A 20,042-nucleotide genomic window follows, 5' to 3' on the forward strand; every position below is an offset into this window, starting at 1 on the left:
AACGAATCGAAGCGTCGGCGAAATCTTAAACCGTCGTCGCGATCGACTCGCGATCGGCGGGCACGGGAAAGCTCTCGCACATTTGACGAATTTCGTCGCGGATTCGTGTATGAAGCTCGGCGTCCTCTGGCGAAGCCAATGCGGTGTGAATCCACGCGCCGACGCGTTTCATTTCGTCTCCGCCCATACCACGGGTCGTCAGCGCCGGCGTTCCGATGCGGATACCCGAGGGATCCATTGGTTTACGAGTGTCAAAAGGAATCATGTTCATGTTCACCGTGATTCCGCATGCATCAAGAATTGATTCGGCCGCTTTTCCGCCCAATCCCAGTGCTGTGACATCGACCAGCATCAAGTGATTGTCGGTTCCGCCGCTGACCAGTGGTAGCCCGGCGGAGGTCAACGTTTCGGCGAGTACCTTCGCATTGTCGACGACCTGCTGAGCGTAGGTTTTGTAATCGTCGGCAAGGGCTTCGCCAAAGCAGACTGCTTTTCCGGCGATGACGTGCATCAACGGACCGCCCTGCGTTCCGGGAAAGACGTTCCGATTGATCAGCTTGGCATGTTCTTCTTTGCACAAAATCATCCCGCCACGGGGGCCGCGCAACGTCTTGTGCGTGGTCGTCGTCACGTAGTCCGCATAGGGCACCGGCGAGTTGTGGATTTTGGCGGCGACCAAACCCGCGTAGTGGGCCATGTCGACCATCAGTTTGGCACCGACTTCGTTGGCGATTTCGGCAAACTTGTCGTGCGGAATCTCACGCGGGTAGGCGCTCGCACCGGCGACGATCAGCTTCGGCTTGTGTTCGCGAGCCAGCGACGCGAGCTGGTCAAAATCCAAACGGTGGGTGTCTTTGGTGACGCCGTAAGAAATAAAGTTGTACAGTTGTCCGCTGATGTTCAGCTTCATTCCATGCGTCAGGTGCCCGCCTTGGGCGAGGTCGAGGCCGAGGACGGTGTCGCCTGGTTTAAGGCAGGAAAGATAGACAGCGGCGTTGGCTTGGGAGCCACTGTGTGGTTGAACGTTCGCGATTTCGGCGCCGAAGAGTTCCTTAGCGCGATCGATCGCGACTTGTTCGACCACATCGACATGTTCGCAACCGCCATAGTAACGGCGTCCGGGATAGCCTTCGGCATATTTATTCGTCAGCACGCTGCCGGCAGCCTGCATCACCGCATAGCTGGTGTAGTTTTCGCTCGCGATCAGTTCCAAACCTTCGCGTTGGCGGCGAGCTTCATCTTCGATGGCGCCCCAAATCTGGGGGTCTTGTTGCTGCAGCGGATTCATAAGCCGTGTCGTAATAGTTGGGGAATTCTCGGCGGGGCTGAATGTTTGGCGGAGCGGGTGTATTCGGCGAGCCCAAGGATTGGCGGAGCCGAGTGTTTGCCTGCATTCCCGCGCGATGCCCCGATTGTTGATGGCGAACCGATCATCGTCAATGGATGAAGCCCTGCGACGGATCGCTCCGGGAAAGATCCCGCCGCCATTGCCGTCGGCTGGCAAACGCGGCTTCGGAGGCCCGGCGACGATTCTCCGGCCGTTCCACTGCTCGCGATTTTCACTGCCCGCGATTTTCATCGATCCGATCCGCCCTTGGTTGGATCAACCGTGAGTTCGACACGAAGGATCACCGCCCATCGCCCTCTGGGGTTCGAAACGCAAACTTCGAAGTGCAGATATTCGAGACGCCAAAATGACTTTGGGGATCAGATGCACTGCTCCAAGGTCAAAAGGTGAAGCAGACCTCCCCAACGCTCGCCAGCGTTTTTCGCTGCGGAAAAGAGTACACCCTAGCGCGAAAAGGAGGATACAATTGGTCGATTGGAACCGGCAGCTTATGCCGGTTAGGCATCATGATGGTGCACTTCGTGTGCGATCACTGACTTGCACCCTCCCTCCTGCCACGCGCGGTCAACCCGCTTGCCCGATCCGCCTGCCGCGGCGACCTGTTGCAATCCTTCGACGTCGACCTGACGTCGCGGGCGTTTGTCAGAGGGCGTTCGGCGGTGCATCCTGCGTCACAGGGGAATGCCGCCACCCAACGTAAAGCGTGACCTACGCTTCCATCGTTACCGTTTCTACCCGATTCTCGAGTTTCTCGAATGAAAAACTGCGTTGCTGCTATCGCTGTGCTGTTTTCTTCGGTCGGCGCGATCGAACGCGCCGGCGCAGCCGACCTGCCTCCTTTTGATAAGGTCTCGGCGGACTTTCAGGCCGTCAGTGTGTCTGATCAACAAGACCGCAAGGGCTTCTTTAACGTTTGGGAGCGAAAGAAGGATGCCCAGCTGCTTGCCGAATTACCGAAGAACTTTGCCTCCAAAAGTTACTTTGTCGCGCTGACACTCAGCAGCGGGGACAAATATGCCGGCCTGCAATCGGGAGAGTTGGTGGTCAAATGGCGGCAGTATGACAATCGTCTGGCGTTGATCGCACCGAACCTGTCGATCCGCGCGACCGGTGACGCCGAATCAAAGGCCTCCGTCAAGCGATTGTTCACCGATCAAGTTCTCCTGGACATCCCCGTGCTGGCCAAAGGCCCAACCGGTGGTCCGGTGATCGACTTGGATTCACTGTTGATCAACAACGCGGGGACGTTCTACGGCCGCAGCGTGCGGATTTCGAATCCACGAATCACCTCGATCGAATCGGTCAAAGTGTTTCCTTCGAATGTCGAAGTCGCAGTTGAAATCGTCGGAGCATCCGGTCGATTCCAAACTTTGCACTATAGCTTCAGCGAAGTGCCCAGCCCCAGCAGCGGGTTCAAACCGCGTGTCGCCGATCAACGAGTCGGCTATTTCACGACGACCTACACGGACCTTAGCAAGTACACCGACGACGAGACTCGAGTTCGCTATATCAACCGCTGGAATCTGCAAAAGCGTGATTCCAAGTTGAAGCTGAGCCCGCCGAAGGAGCCGATCATCTTTTACGTCGAGCACACCGCACCGGTGCGTTACCGACGTTGGATCAAGGCCGGTATCGATTACTGGAACAAGGCGTTCGAAAAAGTTGGCATCGTCGACGCGATCGAGGTTCGATACCAGGACGCCGAAAGTGGTGCCCACATGGAAAAGGATCCCGAGGACATCCGCTACAACTTCGTCCGTTGGTTGAACAACGATGTTGGGACCGCGATCGGTCCGAGCCGCGTGCATCCGATGACTGGCGAAATCCTTGACGCCGACATCATCCTGACCGACGGATGGATCCGGCACTTCAATTTCAACTATGACGATTTGATGCCGCGACTGGCGATGGAAGGGGTCAGTCCGGAAACGCTCGCATGGCTGAGCGAACATCCGTCGTGGGATCCACGCGTTCGGATGACGTCGCCATCAAAGGTCGCCCAGGTCCGCGAGCAAATCGCCAGAGAAGCTCGTCAGCCCTACGCCGGCTACGCCATGGCTGCCGCCGATTCGACCTTAATCGGCGACGACGAATACGATGGATTGATCGGCCACATCAGCCAAAAGAATGGCATGTGCATGGCCGCCGGGGCCCGTTCGTTGGACTTGGCCATCGCCCGTATGGATTGGGCGCTCGCGTTGCTCGACGATAAACCCAAAGTCGATGACGAGAAGGAAAAGGACAAGGAAGACGCCGAGAAAGAAGACGACGAATCGTCTGATGAGAAGTCCAAAGAAGAAGAAAAAGACGACGCGGAGAAAGACGATTCGGACAAGGGGGATTCCTCTGACGACAAGACCGCCGATAGCAAAGACGACTCCTCCGACGATAATAAGGACGACGAAAAGGACGATTCCGATATGCTCGACGGAATGCCCGATTGGTTCGTCGGCCCACTGTTGGCAGATCTCGTCGCCCACGAAGTCGGACATACGATCGGCTTGCGTCACAACTTCAAAGGCTCGGCGCTATATACCCTCGACGAAATCAACAGCGAAGAAGTCAAAGGTAAAAAAACTTTCACCGCATCGGTGATGGACTACACGCCGATCAACTTCCGCTACGAAAGTGGCGACGTTCAGGGTGATTACGGCATGATCGACATCGGCCCCTACGACTACTGGGCGATCGAATATGGCTACTCATTCGATGACAAGAAGTTGCCCGAACTACTCAAGCGTTGTGTCGAACCGGAATTGCAATACGCAACCGATGAAGACACCAGCGGCCCAGATCCGCTCGCACGTCGTTATGACTTTGCCAAAGATCCGCTCGACTACGCCGAAGAGCAGATGCGATTGGTGAAGCTTTATCGCACCCGAATCTTGGACAAGTTTGTCAAGGAAGGCGACACTTGGGCCAAAGCACGTCGGGGTTATGAATTGACATTGTCACTGCAAACCCGTGCGGCAAGCATGATGGCCAATTGGGTCGGCGGGGCATTCGTCAATCGTGATAAGAAAGGTGATCCCGGCGATCGCTCTCCCGTACAAGTTGTTCCTGCCGAACAACAACGTGCGGCGATTCAGTTCGTCATCGACAATACGTTTAACGACGCCGCCTTCGGATTGACGCCGAAATTGCTCGAACGAATGACGTCCGAGCGTTGGCTCGATGGCAGCGGACACTTCGGCTCAAGTGGCGAAGCGACTTGGCCGGTTCACGACCGTGTGCTCGGCCTGCAATCGTCCGCCCTGACGTGGTTGATGAGTCCGACCACGTTGCGCCGGGTCTACGACAACGAGATGCGATTGCCTGCCGACGCCGACGCGGTCACGTTGCCCGAATTGCTCGACACGATCAGTGAAGCGGCGTGGACGGAAATTGAAGCCGAGTGTCCGGATGGGCGAAATAATCGTCAGCCGATGATCACTTCGTTGCGACGGAACTTGCAGAAGGAACACACGCAGCGTTTGATCGATTTGTTGCTTGAGAAAAACAACAACACCGCGGCCTATAAACCCATCACTGATTTGGCCCGGATGGAGCTAGTTGACTTGCAGAAGGAGATCGAAGAGCGATTGAAAACCTGCGAGAAGAAGATGGATGCGTACTCGCGAGCCCACTTGAACGAAACCGCGATGCGGATCGGACAAGCGCTTCAAGCTGGATTCACGTACAACTCCGGGGCCGGTGCCTCGGGGGGACGAATCCTGATCCTTGGCGAAACGCCCGCGGAATAGACACCCGCAGAGAACGGTCTAATGAACTGATGTGAGGTGACGGCAAAGGCGGCGTGACGCGGCCTTTGCCTGTACGTGACGCTTGCTCATGACGCCTGTCCATGGCGACACGGGCTCGACTGCCACACGTCAGTTCATCGATTTGCCAATCGGCATGCCGACCCGAATGCCTCGTTCCATTTGAGAATACGGTTTCGAGTCAACAGCCGACGGGCGTGAGTCCCGGCTATTGCACCGATACCGTGGCTGGCGCTAGGCGGATTATCCTAGAATCACGTTGGAACGAGGCCCTCGATTCGATCTTGTTCATAGGATCGGGCTGAACAACCGAGCCACGATGCGGCCCGCCTTTGTTAACCAAGGGTGGGCCGCCGGCGTTTCCGGATTTGGCCAAGTCGCGAACGCAAAGTCTTCTCGCAGCATGTCCTCGACGGCGGCGACGAACCGCGGACACTCGACGGCCACCATCATTTCAAAATTTAGATGCAGCGAACGGTTGTCCAGATTGGTCGACCCAATCATCGCCAGCTTATCGTCGACCAGCCAGCACTTTTGGTGCATCAGGCCTTCGCGGTATCGCCCGACGCGTACCCCCGCATTCATCAATTCGCGTTCGTAGTGAAATCCGGACAGGAAGACGCTGTAGTGGTCTGCGATCGATGGAATCAAGATTCGAACGTCAACGCCGCGGGCCCGGGCCATCGCGAGGCTAACCTGCGTGGTTTCGTCGGGAACTAAGTAGGGTGTCGTGATCCATAATCGCTTCTTCGCCGAGGCGGCGATGGACGCAAACATCATCGTCGCCCGTGGCTGGTCGTCGGCGGGACCGGTCGCACAGATCGCCGCTCGTCCGCCTGATGACGATCGGGGTTTCGTTGGCCGGTCATTGGACGGCAGTGCATCCGGATCCTCGGCGGGCTGCCATTCCGCTTCGGGGATATCCTGGCGTGCGGCCCAGTAATAGTCACCCGCAAATACGGCTTGGACTTTGCGTGTCACGGGGCCATCGAGCAGCACCGCTGTATCACGCCATCGATCGGTCCAGCCGGCATCGCCGGTGTACTCCTTGCCAATATTAAGTCCACCGACAATCGATGTTTTACCGTCGACAACCACCAGTTTTCGGTGGTTGCGAAAGTTGACTTGAAACCGCGTCGTGAACAAGGTCGGTGAGTCGAACGCACGGACGTCGATGCCCGCATCGGTCAATCGCTGGATGTAATGGCGCGACAAGCCGATGCTACCGATGTTGTCATACAAGAATCGAACCGTGACACCGTGCTTGGCCCGTTCGATTAAAGCGTCGGCGACGCGGTTTCCGATCGGATCGTCGCGAATGATGTAGAACTCAAGATAAACGTAGCGCCGAGCTTTGCCTATTTCATTGATCATCGACGCGTAAAACGTTTCACCGTCGATCAGCAGCGATGCTTCGTTGTGATCGCAGATCGGGGTGTCGAGCACATCGGCGACCGTTTCAAGCGGTGTCGAAAGGTCCGTCGACCTCACGCCGGGGTCGGTCCGCAGTTCACGTTTCACCGCCGCGACGCTTTGTTTGTGTTTAACACCTACGTCGCGAATGGATTCTCGATAGCCAGAGAACCGGTACCTACCAAAGACCCAATACAGCGGGATGCTGACGATCGGCAGCGAAATTAGAACGACGACCCAAGCGATCGCGGCTTGGGTGGTGCGGACGTACCAAATCGCGTGTAACGCCGATGCGATGGCGATCGCTTCGATACCGAAGACCATCAGCGAAGTCACCGTGGTCCAGGACAACGATTGGGCGATCTCAATCGGATTCATCGGGATGATCACTGGCTTCAAAAGCACTCGTGTCGATGATGTTGATGATGACGCCTTTCTGTTTGGTTGTCGTTTGATAGACCATCAGTTTCACGATGACCTGATGCGCACTGTTTTCGGTGAACTTTTTGATCACGGATTTGCCCGAGTCACGGACTTGGTGCAGCAGTTGGGACAATTCGGGAATCGGCAGCGAGTGGGTGAAGTTGTCGATCGGCCGCCCCACGTCGTGGCTCATCAAACGAAAGTATTTCGTCGCCAGTGGCGTGAACTTACGGATGCAGAGATTCTGATCTAGAAAGATCGTGCCGATATCGGAGAGCCCCAGCAGGTTGTTTAAATCGTCGGTGACGACTTGCAGTTCGGTGATCTGTCGCTGGTTTTCTGAATTGACCGAATACAGTTCTTCGTTGACGCTTTGTAGTTCCTCGTTGGTGCTCTGCAACTCTTCGTTGCTGGCGATCAACTCTTGGTTGGTCGATTGAAGTTGTTCGTTGCTCGCTTCGAGTTCTTCGATCGTGGCGTTTAACGTTTCCTTGGTGTACTCCAGTTCGGATCGCAACGCGTCGTGTTCGATGCCGCTACGACTGGGGGTCAATTCCTCGAATTCTGAATTTCCGAGTTCATTCCCCGAACCGAATTCAATGAACCAAAGGAAGCGACTGCTACTGGGTTCTTTCGGGATCGCTCGCACGATCACGTCGGTGACGCGTACTTGTCCTCCTTTCTGAGGAAACGCGACATCTCGCAGAAGCACTTGTTTTTTGGTCTCGACCGCCCTCACCATCGCCGCACCGATGCTTCCACGGACGCCGTCGGGCAGCAGTTGGCTGACCTTTCCACTGGGGCGTCCGTTCGTCGGAATCAGGTAAAAATGGGCGTCGCCGAAAACATGAATCACGTTGCGATATTCATCGACCAATAGCCCACGTTTGACGTATTCGCCAAGCAGCAGATCGTATGAATCGAGCAGCGTGCTAAAACTGGGGCGGCCAGAACCACTTCGATTGACCAGTTCTACCAACCGTGATGGGAAGACCTTTTTCGTCTTGTAGTTCTTCAGTTGATCGGGCAGGAATTTAGTTCCGCTACCGATCTTACGGTACAGTCGCCACGTCGGATCAATGGTTTCAAACTCCGAATCCATCATCGATGGAACTTCACTGGGCCCGAGCATCAGGATGCCATCGGCTTCGAGTGAAAAGTGAAACGAATGAAACGCTGATTGCTGAGCTTCTTTTTCGAGATAAATCAGCATGTTGCGGCACGCGATCAAATGAATCCTCGAAAACGGAGGGTCTTTGATCACGTTGTGACGAGTAAAGATGATGTGCCGTCGCAGGTGGGTATCAACCGAGCGAAGGTTGGAGTCGACTTTCAGAAAGAACCGTTCCTGACGTTCGGGCGTCAGGTGTTCGATCGCTTCCTTGGAATAGATACCTTTGGCCGCGACTTTTAGTGCCCGGTCGTGAACGTCGGTGGCCAAGATTTTGAATCGCGGCGTTTTTCCGGCCGCGTCAAAAGCTTCGATCGTGACCATACCGACGGTGTAGGCTTCCTCTCCGGTCGCGCATCCGGCGACCCAGACTCGGAGTTCGTCATCGGGGCTAAAATTTTGAATCGTCGTGACGAGTTCTTGTCGTAGCACCGAATACGCTTCTTCGTCTCGGAAGAACTTGGTCACGCCAATCAACAAGTCGAAATAAAGGGCGTCGAGTTCTTCTGGGTTGTCTCGGATCGTCTCCGCATACTCGGCAAGCGTATTGGCCCCGGTCGAAACAATTCGGCGGGTGACACGGCGGTCGATCGTCCCCGCTTTATAGTGCGCAAAATCGATTCCGTGCCGATCACAAAGCAACGAGAAGATGCGTTCAATGTCAGTTCGGAGATGCTTCGGTTCGGTGGGATCTTCGTCGATCATCGAATCCGGATCGGAGGCAAAACGCATCAACAAGGACGAAATTTCTTCGCGTGGAAGCGAGAACAAAACGTCACCGGTTGAGATCGCATTGGTTGGCATCCCGTTGAACTCGGCCGAGTCTGGCGATTCGACAACCGTGACGCCTCCGGCGGCGCGAATTTGCCGAATTCCCACCGAACCGTCCGAACCGGTTCCCGAAAGAACGACCCCGATACAGTGCTTGCCGTATGTCTGAGCGGCTGAACTGAAAAAATGATCGATCGGCTTGGGAATCTTTTCCGAATCGGCGTCTGACAACACGAAGTGACTTTGCTCAATCCGTGTTTCTTGTGCCGCGTTGTTCAAGTAGATGTGGTTGGGTTCAACCGGCATCCCGTCGGCGACGTTGACGATTGGCATCGAGGTATGTCGAGCCAGGATCTCGTCCATCAAGCTTTTGAAGCCGGGGGAGAGGTGGACGATCACAACGATCGCGCAGCCGGTATCGGGGTTCAGGTTGCCGAATAAGACCTCCAGGGATCGTAGACCGCCGGCAGAGGCGCCGATCGCGATGATGGATTTGGCTCGGTTGTTATGACTGGTCGGTTGATTCATTATGGTCTTTGTTGCGATCGTGATTGATCAATCAAGATCGGAGTTTTCCTCGACCTCGGCCAGATGCAATGAGAATTTGACAACCGTTCCGCCGTTACGATTCGGTTCAATCCAAATTTTGCCTCCATGACGCACGATGATTCGTTTGCAAAGCGCCAGCCCGGCACCGATGCCAGGGACGTTATGATCGAAGCCCAATCGTTTGAACATCGAGAAGACTCGTTCGAAATGTCGTGGATCGATTCCGATGCCGTTGTCGATGATCGCGATGTGTGCAAATCGGCCTTCGATGGAAGATTCGACTTTGATCTTTGGAGGTTCGTCGCCGCTGTATTTGATGGCGTTGTCAAAGAGGTGAAAGAACAACGTTTCGATTTGATCGGCGTCACCGGAAACCGGGGGCATCTTGCCGAGTTCAATTTCTGCATCGTAGTACTGTAGGCTCGACGCCAAGCTTTGCGAGGCATCCGAAGCGACTTCGTTCAAGTCAACTCTTCGCATCGCCCCCCCACGGGTGTTGATCCGCGAATAAGCCAGCAGCGCATCGATCATGTCTCGAAGTGACCCGGAGCTTTCGTTGATCACGCGAACCGATTTGATCACCTCGTCGGGGAGACTCTCGCCGACCTGTTTTTCCAAGATTTGTGCGTACTGTTGGATGTGCCGTAGCGGGACTTCCAGGTCGTGCGAAACCGCGTAAGCGAAATCAGGCAATTCTTCGTTGATCTGGGCCAGCGTCAGCATTGTTTGCTTGGCCCGCTCGGCTTCTTTGATCGCGGTGATTTCGGTCGTCGTCAGCACAATCCCTTCGACGCGTCCGGCTTCGTTTCGGTAGGGTTGCATCCGTTGCAAGAAGATCCGCCCGTCACTGCTTTGGACTTCGACTTCTTTGGCGATCTGTGACTCCAGAACTTCGGTCGCATCGGCGATCAGGTTTGGGCTGTCTAGCTTGTAGGCGATGTGCTCGATCGGCCGTCCGATGTCTTGGTCAAGCACGTTGAAGGCGGCCGAGATCGCGGGGGTGAACATGCGGATTTTAAATTCTTCGTCCAAGAATACCGTGCCGATGTCGGTGCTCTTGAGCAGGTTATCCATGTCGCTGGTCAACTGAGTCAGCTCTTCGATTTTCTGCTTGTGTTCCGCGTTAACCGTATAAAGTTCTTCGTTGACGCTGTGCAATTCTTCGTTCGTGCTTTGCAGCTCTTCGTTCGAAGCGATCAGTTCTTCGTTGGTCGCCTGCAATTCCTCGTTGCTCGATTCCAACTCTTCGACCGTCGCCTGCAAGGTTTCGCGGGTGTAGCCGAGTTCACGTTCGAGTTGCGTGATTCGTTCGGATGCGATCTCGTTGGCGTCGATGTGTGCCGATTCGATCGTGACCCCCGCATGATCCTCCATCGGTTCAACGGAGATCAGATACAGGTTCTGAGATGCCTTTCGATAAGGCTCAATGGTAACGCGAAAGATGCTTTCTTTTTCGCCTTCGATCTGATGGTGGATCCCGTTGAATACAATCGGTTTATCATCCTGCTTGGCGCGCAAGACGCCGGCGCTGACAGCGGTGCGAAGCTCACCGGAGAGCAATTTAATCGCGTCGAGTGTCGGTCGGCCTTCCGGTTGAACGAGCAACTTCCGGGCGTCGCCAAAGGTGTGAACGAGTTCGCCAAAATCGTTGATCAGAAAGCTCGGCGGGACATACCGCGCGAGGAGTTCTTCGTAGGCTTCGGAGAGCCAAGCTTGGCGATCCCGTTGTGGTCCCATCGCGACAAACATTGGGTTCTTTTCGCGGATGACGTTTTGCAGCGATGGCGACACGGGCATCCGTGTCGCATCGGGCAGGCGGATGTCGCGTTTCTTGCTATAGATTCGCCAGTGTCGATCAAAGGTTTCGAACTCGGGCGCCAATTCACCCACCGTTTCGCTGGGGCCCAAAAATAAAACGCCGCCGATCCGAAGGCCGAAGTGAAACATCGACAGAACTCGATGCTGGACTCGTGGCTCGAGATAGATCAACACATTGCGGCAACTGATCAAGTCGATCCGGGTGAAGGGCGGATCGTTGGTGAGGTCATTGGCAGCGAAGATGACCCGCTGTCGGATTTCGCGTTTGATATGGCACAAGCTGTTGTTGCGACTGAAGTACTTGATCGCAAGTTCGGTCGGAACCTGGTCGAGTACATGTGACGGATAGACCGCCATGCTGGCCGTTTCCAATGACGTCCGGTGAACGTCGGTCGCGAAAACTTTGAAATCGATATCCGTTCGCTTGGACTTCTCGATCGCTTCGGCAAACAAAATGGCGAGCGAGTAAGCTTCTTCGCCCGTCGCACAACCGGGCACCCAAATCCGCAGGTCTTCGTTCGGCGGAGCTTTCTCGACGAGCTTTGGGATGAATTCTTGTCGCAATCGTTCGAACGCGCCGTGGTCACGAAAGAACTGCGTGACCTCGACGAGAAGGTCGCGAAAGAGCAGGTCGAACTCGTGTTGGTTTTCTTCCAGGAAGTTCGCATAGCTGCCGAGATCGACGAAGCCTCCCATCTGCATCCGACGTTCGATTCGGCGGGTAATTGTTGCCGGTTTGTAGAGTGCAAAGTCAACGCCGTTGTGCAAGCGATACATCCGCAGGATGCTGAAGATTCCCGAGTCACTCGACGGTGTCGCCTGTTCGTTGGTCACCGACAGCTGATCACGGTTGCGGTTTTCCGCGTACTGGATTAACCGCTGTGCCATTTCGGAAGGATTGCAAATTGCGTCAACGGCGCCGGATCGAATCGTCGCTTGTGGCATGCCGTCAAAGCCCGCCGAGTCTGGGCTTTGGGCGATGACGATTCCGCCAGCTTGGCGGACGTCACCGACGCCACGCGAGCCATCGCTGCCGGTCCCGCTCATCACGATCGCCACCGCACGATCGCCCGCGTCCATGGCAAGCGATCGAAAGAAAATATCGATCGGTAGATTCAAACCACGATCTTGGTCTTGGTCGGTCAGCAGCAGTTTGCCTTCCGAGAGAGCCATGTTCTTTTCCGGTGGAATCAAATAGATCGAGTTTGGTTCAACTTCGATTCGATCGACGACCTTGTGGATCGACATCTTGGTGTGTCGCGCGAGCAGCTCGTCCATCAAACTTTTGAAGTCGGGCGACAGGTGCTGGACCACGACAAATGCCATGCCGGTGTCGGCTGGCATGTTGTCAAAGAACTCTTGAATCGGGGACAGTCCGCCGGCGGAAGCTCCGATTCCGACGACAAGACTTTGGGTGTCTGTAGGGTCCGACATAAGATCTTGTGTTCAGCTATTTTGGTTGAAGTCGTCGTGACAATTGGGCAGACCGTTGCGTCGCAACAGTCCAGTTTCCGTTAGAGAATGCAGACAAGTTATCGCAATTGTTGCGGTTTCGAAATCATAGGCAAAGAAGCTTTCGTCCTTAGAGGCTTGCACCGACACACCGCACCGAAGACGTCCGTCGCGACCAAGGTAGAGTGTAACTCTTATGTCCAGGTCTGGTGCGATCATTGGTATTCGGTGAATCGGACGCAAGGGATCGTCATTCAATCGTCGGGATCATTGGCGCGCCTCGACGTTTTGTAAGACTATATGTTCTCTTCGCCTCGGTGCATGGAATTGCGGCGGGGATAGAGTTGCTGTCGGGACGCCTGACTTGCCGGGTGCCGGAGTGAGCGACTTTTCATTCGATGCTACGGATCGAAACATTTGGACGCATCACCGTGCAACCTAATCGAGATCGAACAGGGAGTGTGTCAGTATTGGCAAACCGTGTGTGCCATATTTGTCAACCGATAACCACGACGATTCTCTGTAAATTGTTTCAGATTTCGCTTGCAGAGTTTTTCGGTAAGGGGTAGGATCCCCCTACAGGTTTTGCGAAGAAGCTGATTCTTGCCGACTCTTATCGGCGACTGGATGTCACGCAAGAGCTATGGGAAATACCTAGTGTCAACGAGTGTTGTCATTGGGGGCAGTGACATCCATACATGCACCATGTTCAGGCGAATGCCTGGGATTGATTGCTCGGTGCATCAGGCGTGAGGAGGAATCGCCATGCTCGTTATTTCTCGAAAGAACGAAGAGTCCATTTGTTTTCCGGGAACCGGCATTGAAGTGCGTATCTTGAGGCCGGGGCCTTCGAAGGTGAGGGTCGGTATCAAAGCTCCGCCAGAGATCCCGGTGCTCCGCGGTGAGCTTGAGCTTAATGGTGGTGTAGGCGACGCCGAAGTCGCTGGCATCAAGAGCGTCATGATCGTCGATGACAATTGGAATGAAATGAAATTACTGGCCGGCTACCTCCGGCTGAAGAAGTTAGAAGTGCAGACAGCGGAAAGCGGCGCGGTAGCGATGGAGCAGCTCCTCTCCGGTGCGACACCTGACGTCGTGCTGTTGGACATGATGATGCCCGAGTACGACGGGGCATGGACCATCAATCAATTGCGGTCCTCCCCCGTGACCGAAAAGCTCAAAGTGTTCGCCGTCAGTGGGTGTGATCCGGATGAATTAAACGTTCCCATCGGGCCGAGCGGCGTTGATGGTTGGTATCCCAAGCCTTTGAATCCAGAAAAACTAGCCAATGACCTGCAGCGCCAAGCGTTCCTCGTGACCACCTAGCGCTTTGTCGACCTTCCAGATCAGGATGAGCCGATTAGCGTTAGCCACGGTTTTGGTGGAACCACCGGGACTTATACCCATCGGCTGATGATTCTCACCTAAGCATTTGATCAAGACGGAGAATTCGTCGGGCCAGCTCGGTCCACAAAACGATTGTTTCAGTAAACCTTTGAACCCCCTGTTGTTTTCAATCAGCGAGACCCAATGCCCCTTTGCTGATTGGCACAACCTTCGCGTGGGCGAGATCGACTCGGGGCAACCGCCGCAACGGGACACCTTTCGTTGTAGCGCATGGTCTTGCCCACGCATTTTCTATTCTTAGGTGGCCTGCCTTGTTTGAGCCTCCGGGGTGTGGTGGGACGAAGGCTGTTGCCAACGCTCGTCCAGCCGATGTCTTGGCTTTCACGCTATCCAGAAGTCACAGGTCGCAGGTCGACTGATCATTCGACGGGCGTTGGTCCCGATGGTTCCCCCGAAACCGTGACCTATGCAATTGGCGAGTGCTGGTTTCAAAAGTTGGCGAAGCGTCAGTCGTGCAACGGGTGTTCGTCGACCGGTCAGGATTCTTCGATCGAAACGATCCACCGCGTCGCATAGTGCAGCAGTTCGGAAGTCGAGCTTAGCTCAAGTTTGTTCTTGATTCGCTCTCGGTAGGAGTCGACCGTCTTTGTTTTCACGCCCATTTGCTCGGAGATCAGCTTCGTCGAGTAGCCTTGGCCGATCAGTTCAAACACTGACAGTTCGCGTTTGGAAAGCTTCGAGATCTCCTGGAACATGATCCCCGTCGTCGACTGGGGGGCGCCGTTGTTTTCACAGGGCTCGAGTGATGGCGAAAGGTAAATTTCTCCGTCGAGAATCGTTTGGATTGCCCGGTCGATGTTGACGTCAGTTTCTTGCTTCGCGATATATCCGTGTGCCCCTTGGGCAATGCACCGATGGGCGAACAGGTGTGCGTCACGCATCGATGAAACCAGGATTTTGACGTCCGGTCGCAGAATTCGTGCTTGGGCGATGAATTCCAGCCCGCTCCCATCGGGGAGGCCTAGGTCGACGATTGCAAAATCGAAGGGTGTCTCTTCCAGGGCGCGCATGCCTTCGGCGAGTGTCGCTGCGGTGACCGCGATTTCCCAGTGGTCGTGTTGGGCGATCGCGGCGCGTACCCCAAGTCGGATCAGCTGGTGGTCGTCGAGAACGAGGAAGCGAATCGGTGCCATTGGGAAAGATTTAGAAAAAAATGAGTGATGCGGTAATTCTCCCACATACTGCTCATCAGGTGGCTGGGATAATCCCCCCCGTGATGCTATAGCGTCACGGTCGAGCGTTACCCCACGTCGATCCTAAACAGTTGCGGGAGCTCTGCCCCAGCTCCAACGTCGGCTGTTTATGCCTCCACAGGCTTGTTGCCCCGCCTGTGGAGGCTTTTTTTCTTTTATTTGTTCCCTTTCCCTGGACCGGTAGCTCCAAAGATGGGACTTGAGGCTAGGGCGGAGATCGCCTCGCCCATTTGGCGATAGATCTCTCCCAATTCGTCTGGGGCCAGTTGATCGGGCTTAGCGATTAGCGAGTGCCCAACTTTTAAGGCTTGGATATGATCACGGAGTTCGTGAACTTCATCGCTCGTCAGCCATATTCCTTTCCCTTCTGGTTCGTTGTTAGTCTCGGACATCATCCTCCAAAGGTCTCCATTCGGGCGCCCCAGCAGAAGTGATCGATTCTATCGCTTTTTTGCAAATTAGTGAACGGATCAATGGGTACGTCGCTGCATTTCTGATGCCGAGCTCATTTCTTGACCTCCTGCATGTCCCGTAGCAACGGATTTAGGAAGCGAAAAGCGGTTTGAATTACCGAACCAATTATCGCGGAAGTTGTGCAAGCTTGCGGCCTCATGGTAGCATTTTGCGACGGGGGGATGGCCGCGGCGTTCTTGCTGACGCAAATGTTGAGGCCAACCAAGCAATAACTTCTCAGTCGCGCGAAGATTTTTCGGTGCGTGGGGCCGATCTCGAATGCCAGATTCTGGTGAGTGTTACATCGTTGGAATTGGTGCCTCTGCGGGGGGGCTTCAGGCGTTAGAGGAATTTTTCCTCGCAGCTGATCCGGAGGCGCCGCTGGCTTACGTCGTGATCCAGCACCTCTCGCCGGATTTCAAGAGTGTGATGGATCAATTGCTGTCGCGCAAAACCAAGTTGCCGGTTCATGTAATTGAAGATGGCATGCAGGTTGAACCTCGCAACGTCTATTTGATGCCGGCCCGGAAAGAGGCGATTGTCAGTGACGGGAAGTTGCGGTTGACGGACCGTACCGAACACGAGCAACTCAGTTTTCCGATCGATTATTTTCTTCGTTCGCTCGCTCAGGATGCGGGGCCGCGTGCGATTGCCGTCATCCTATCGGGGACCGGGTCCGACGGATCACGTGGCATTCGCGAAATTAGCGAGTGTGGCGGTTTAGTGGTGGCGCAGAGCGATCCCAGTTTCGACGGGATGCCCCATAGCGCGATCGCAACGGAGGTCGTGGACCTAGAGTTGCCCGCCAGGAAGATCGGTGCGTCGTTGGTTCGTCATTTGACGTCTTCGGGCGAAGATCTTTCGGCGCTCGTCGACGATGAGAGTTCAGGTGACGAATCGGTCGCGGCAGTGTTCGATCATCTGAATCTGAAGTTCGGGATCAATTTTGCAAACTACCGAACGGAGATGATGCTACGCCGGCTAAACCGTCGTCGCACGTTATCGGGGCATGCTGACTTAGCGGCGTATGCGAAATGGGCGAGCGAGTCGCCCGACGAGCTTGAAAAGCTGTATCACGATTTGTTGATCGGGGTCACACAATTCTTTCGAGACCCCGAGGTGTTTGAATACTTCGAGTCTTCGGTGATCCCCCGCATCGTCAGTCGGCTCGAAGGGCAGCATGAGCTACGTGCCTGGGTTGCCGGTTGCGGTACCGGGGAAGAAGCGTATTCGATCGCGATCGCAATTGCAGAGCACCTCGAACGCCACGGGCTAGATCGAGAGGTTCGGATCTTTGCCTCGGACGTTCACGAGCAGTCGCTCTCCGCGGCCAGTCAGGGGATTTATTCCGAGGGGCAGTTGACGGGGATCTCCGACGATCGATTGCAACGATATTTCATTCGGCGTAACGGCAATTACCAAGTGGCGCCGTCGCTGCGCAAAATGGTGGTATTCTCGCCGCACAACATCCTACGTGACGCGCCATTTACGAAATTGGATTTGGTTACGTGCCGTAACTTGCTGATTTATTTGACGCCGTCGGCGCAACGCAAGGTCTTGGGGTTGTTCCATTTTGGTCTCAAACGAGATGGCTTCTTGTGTTTAGGGGCGAGCGAAACGATCGGCGACTTGCAAGATGTTTTCAAGGTCGTCGACGCGCATACCTGTTTCTATGCGAAGTGTCGTGATCGCTTTCCGGCAAAAGCATTTGATTTGACCGGAACGCTTTCGACCGAACGGCGTCGTTTGGTCGGCCCGGAGGACACGTCGGGATTTCTGAACACGCGATCGATGTTAAAGACGTACGATCGGCTGCTGGAGGAGTTCATCCCGCCATCGATATTGATCAACAGCGAGCGCGAGATTCTGCATACGTTTTCTAAAGCAGGGCGGTACCTGCAATTTAGTGCCGGGCGACCGACGAAGGATGTCCTGACGTTACTGCATCCTGATTTGTCAGCCGTTGCCTCACGGGCGTTGCGACAGGCGGAAAAAACCGGCAAGAAGATTGTCGTGCCTAAGGTGGAGTGCCAAACAGAAAACGGTAAATCGAGCATTTCGCTTTCGGTGTTACCGGTTCGGTCGGACGATGCGTCACGGCAGTGGTTGATCCAATTTGACGATCCGTCCGACGCGACGTCTCGATTGATCCCATCCGAAGAATTGCAGTCGTCGAGCGAATCGCTTGAGATCAATGACTTGCGGCGCGAATTGGATTTCACGAAAGAAAGTCTGCAGGCGACCATTGAAGAGCTGCAGACGACCAACGAAGAGTTGCAGTCGGCGAATGAAGAATTGGTGTCTTCTAACGAGGAGTTGCAAAGCACCAATGAGGAACTTCACAGCGTCAACGAAGAGCTCTACACGGTCAACTCTGAGCATCAGCGAAAGATTACCGAGCTGACTGAGTTGACCAATGATATCAACAACTTGCTTAACGGTAGTGACGTTCATCAGTTGTTCTTGGATCGCGAGCTTGGCATCCGCCGATTCACTTCCGGTGCGGCCGCGATCTTTAATTTGATTCCGCAAGACATCGGTCGCCGGTTCGATAACTTTTCGCATCGGATCAAGCACGACACGTTGGACAACGACATCGAAGCGGTGATCGAAACCGGAGTGTTGAAGGAGTTTGAAGTTCGTGACGATGTTCATGACACGTGGTACTTGATGCGCATTCGGCCGTATGTCGCGCCGAATGGGATTGACGGAATCGTGTTGACGCTGGTCGATATCACATCGTTGAAGGTCGCGCAGGCTCGGCTGATGGAACTGAGCGAGATCGTCGAGCACACCGACGATGCGATCTATCGGGTGAACCTTGACGGCGAGATCCGGACGTGGAACCGGGGGGCGGCTCGGCTCTTTGGCTACGAGAGTAAAGAGATCGTCGGGCGTCGCGATTCGCTACTGACGCCGGACGATCGCAGCGCCGAAGCATCGGATTACTATCAACGCATTCGCGATGGACTTTCGGTCGATCGGCTTGAAACGATACGGAGCAAGAAAAACGGCGACCGGTTCGACGTCTCACTCACCGTTTCGCCAATTCAGAATCATAACGGGGATATCGAAGGGGCTTCGATCATCGCGCGTGATATCACGCAGCAGCGGCGTGCCGAATCTGAGATTCGACGCGCCGTTCAGCAGCGCGATCAGTTTTTGGCGACACTATCTCATGAACTGCGAAACCCCTTCGCGGCAATCTTAAACGCCTACGCGCTCTCAAAGGAGTCGGAGCTTGATCACGATGCCGAGCGCGAGTCCCGGGAGGTGATGGAGGCGCAGCTCCAGCACGTATCGCTTTTGCTGGACGATCTATTAGACGTCGCTCGGTTTACCAATGGAAAGTTGACCATTCGGAAGCGGCCGATCGACATCACTAAATTGACCAATCCGGTGCTTGATTGCGTTCAGCATCGGTTCGATCGCTGCAATCAATCGCTGCAAATCCAAGTCGACGACGAACCGATTTACGTGCTGGCTGATGCGGGGCGCTTGCAGCAGGCGCAGGTCAATTTATTGGTCAACGCATCAAAGTACAGTCCATCACGGCGTTCGATTTGGTACAGCGTTGGCCGTGATGGTGATCAAGCGGTCGTCACGGTACGCGACGAAGGGGAAGGGATCTCGGCGACTCTGTTGCCGACAATTTTCGAACCCTTCACTCAGTCAGAGCAGGACATGGACCGCACGCAGGGCGGCATGGGGCTGGGGTTGTCGATTGTCAAAGCGATTGTCGATGCCCACGGAGGAACCATTGACGCGCATAGTCCAGGGCCAAATCGAGGTAGCGAATTTGTGCTTCGGTTACCGCTGACGTCGGAGCGACCACAGGTGACGCTGGAGTCTCCGGAGAGTCTGATTGCGGGGATCCGAGTCCTGTTGGTCGAAGACAACGATGGGATTCGTCGTATGCTTGCCCGCTCACTTCAGTTGCGTGGATTCCAGGTGATTACGGCCGCCAACGGACGATCGGGACTGCGTGAAGTTGACCGCGAGGATCCCGACGTCGCGGTGGTCGATATCGGGCTGCCCGATGTCGACGGCTACGAGTTTGCGAAGGTCATTCGTTCAGACCGAAATCATCGAAATTTGGTCATGATTGCGGTCACCGGATACGGCCGCGATGAAGACCGGATCCAGGCGGAAGAAGCAGGGTTCGACCTGCATCTTGTCAAACCCGTCGATCCCCAACGACTGATCGAAGCGATCTCCAAATGCTGCAAGTTGCGGGAAGGCGCCGGGGAATGAACAACAAACACGTTCCAATTCCGCCAAAT

10 protein-coding genes are annotated in these 20,042 nt (G+C 55.0%); 3 read left to right on the forward strand and 7 right to left on the reverse strand.

Annotated elements, in window-relative coordinates:
• Positions 1 to 25: 25 nt before the first annotated feature.
• The gene (locus FYC48_RS22910) at positions 26 to 1,288 is read right to left on the reverse strand and encodes a serine hydroxymethyltransferase (RefSeq protein ID WP_149499112.1); all 1,263 of its coding nucleotides are present in this window, start codon (positions 1,286 to 1,288) and stop codon (positions 26 to 28) included.
• A gap of 557 nt (positions 1,289 to 1,845) precedes the next feature.
• Positions 1,846 to 2,013, reverse strand: a complete 168-nt coding sequence (locus FYC48_RS27970; protein ID WP_160149719.1) for a hypothetical protein — start codon at positions 2,011 to 2,013, stop codon at positions 1,846 to 1,848.
• Positions 2,014 to 2,103: 90 nt separating this feature from the next.
• Here FYC48_RS27970 and FYC48_RS22915 point away from each other — a divergent pair, with 90 nt between their 5' ends.
• Positions 2,104 to 5,091: a zinc-dependent metalloprotease gene (locus tag FYC48_RS22915; protein ID WP_149499113.1), complete on the forward strand. Its 2,988-nt coding sequence runs from the start codon at positions 2,104 to 2,106 to the stop codon at positions 5,089 to 5,091.
• 306 nt (positions 5,092 to 5,397) lie between these two features.
• Here FYC48_RS22915 and cls read toward each other — a convergent pair whose 3' ends face one another.
• The 3 genes from cls to FYC48_RS22930 are packed head-to-tail and all read right to left on the reverse strand — an operon-like array spanning position 5,398 to position 12,688.
• Positions 5,398 to 6,900 (reverse strand): cardiolipin synthase, encoded by a 1,503-nt coding sequence (gene cls, locus FYC48_RS22920; protein WP_149499114.1) that lies wholly within the window; start codon positions 6,898 to 6,900, stop codon positions 5,398 to 5,400.
• Positions 6,887 to 9,415: a chemotaxis protein CheB gene (locus FYC48_RS22925; RefSeq protein ID WP_149499115.1), complete on the reverse strand. Its 2,529-nt coding sequence runs from the start codon at positions 9,413 to 9,415 to the stop codon at positions 6,887 to 6,889. The genes cls and FYC48_RS22925 overlap by 14 nt, the downstream gene beginning before the upstream one ends.
• A gap of 27 nt (positions 9,416 to 9,442) precedes the next feature.
• Positions 9,443 to 12,688: a chemotaxis protein CheB gene (locus FYC48_RS22930; RefSeq protein WP_149499116.1), complete on the reverse strand. Its 3,246-nt coding sequence runs from the start codon at positions 12,686 to 12,688 to the stop codon at positions 9,443 to 9,445.
• A 783-nt stretch (positions 12,689 to 13,471) separates the two neighbouring features.
• Here FYC48_RS22930 and FYC48_RS22935 point away from each other — a divergent pair.
• The gene (locus tag FYC48_RS22935) at positions 13,472 to 14,032 is read left to right on the forward strand and encodes a response regulator (RefSeq protein WP_149499117.1); all 561 of its coding nucleotides are present in this window, start codon (positions 13,472 to 13,474) and stop codon (positions 14,030 to 14,032) included.
• Positions 14,033 to 14,589: 557 nt separating this feature from the next.
• Here the strand turns inward: FYC48_RS22935 and FYC48_RS22940 are convergent.
• Complete coding sequence (locus FYC48_RS22940) at positions 14,590 to 15,246, reverse strand: response regulator (protein WP_149499118.1); 657 nt, start codon at positions 15,244 to 15,246, stop codon at positions 14,590 to 14,592.
• A 215-nt stretch (positions 15,247 to 15,461) separates the two neighbouring features.
• Entirely contained in the window at positions 15,462 to 15,701 is a 240-nt protein-coding gene (locus FYC48_RS22945; RefSeq protein WP_149499119.1) for a hypothetical protein, read from the reverse strand.
• Positions 15,702 to 16,038: 337 nt separating this feature from the next.
• Between FYC48_RS22945 and FYC48_RS22950 the strand changes: the two genes are divergently transcribed.
• The gene (locus tag FYC48_RS22950) at positions 16,039 to 20,013 is read left to right on the forward strand and encodes a CheR family methyltransferase (protein ID WP_149499120.1); all 3,975 of its coding nucleotides are present in this window, start codon (positions 16,039 to 16,041) and stop codon (positions 20,011 to 20,013) included.
• Positions 20,014 to 20,042 lie beyond the last annotated feature (29 nt).

This window comes from Roseiconus lacunae (genome assembly GCF_008312935.1).
GTDB lineage: Bacteria > Planctomycetota > Planctomycetia > Pirellulales > Pirellulaceae > Stieleria > Stieleria lacunae.